Origin of the sequence: Acinetobacter sp. NIPH 817 (assembly GCF_000368405.1) — a bacterium.
Taxonomy (GTDB): domain Bacteria; phylum Pseudomonadota; class Gammaproteobacteria; order Pseudomonadales; family Moraxellaceae; genus Acinetobacter.
On record NZ_KB849418.1, the window covers coordinates 276,946 to 277,464 of the forward strand.

1 protein-coding gene is annotated in these 519 nt (G+C 46.4%); it reads left to right on the forward strand.

The window, feature by feature from the left end; translation table 11 throughout:
* The coding region (locus tag F968_RS01275; RefSeq protein ID WP_157406310.1) for an Ig-like domain-containing protein at positions 1–519 on the forward strand (519 nt) is incomplete at both ends.

Here is a 519-nt window from a genome sequence, read left to right on the forward strand (position 1 = left end):
AATTACAGGTACAGCAGAACCTGGCTCAACAGTCACTGTGACCTATCCTGATGGCAGTACAGCAAGCGTTGTAGCAGGACCGGATGGTAGCTGGACTGTGCCAAATCCAGGTTTAAATGACGGAGACAAGGTAACAGCAATCGCTACCGATCCAGCAGGTAACCCATCATTACCAGGCACAGGTACTGTCGATGCAGTGGGTCCAGATACAAGTGGTGTCAACTTCGCGGTTGACTCTGTCACTTCTGACAACGTGATTAATGCTTCAGAAGCATCAGGCAATGTTACGGTTACTGGTGTTTTGAAAAACGTTCCGGCAGATGCCGCGAATACAGTCGTTACTGTTGTTATTAATGGTCAAACGTATACTGCAACTGTAGACAGTGCAGCAGGTACATGGACAGTAAGTGTACCGGGCAGCGATTTAACGGCAGATGCAGATAAAACCATTGATGCCAAAGTAACGTTTACAGATGCAGCAGGTAATAGCAGTACTGTTAACGATACACAAACTTATAC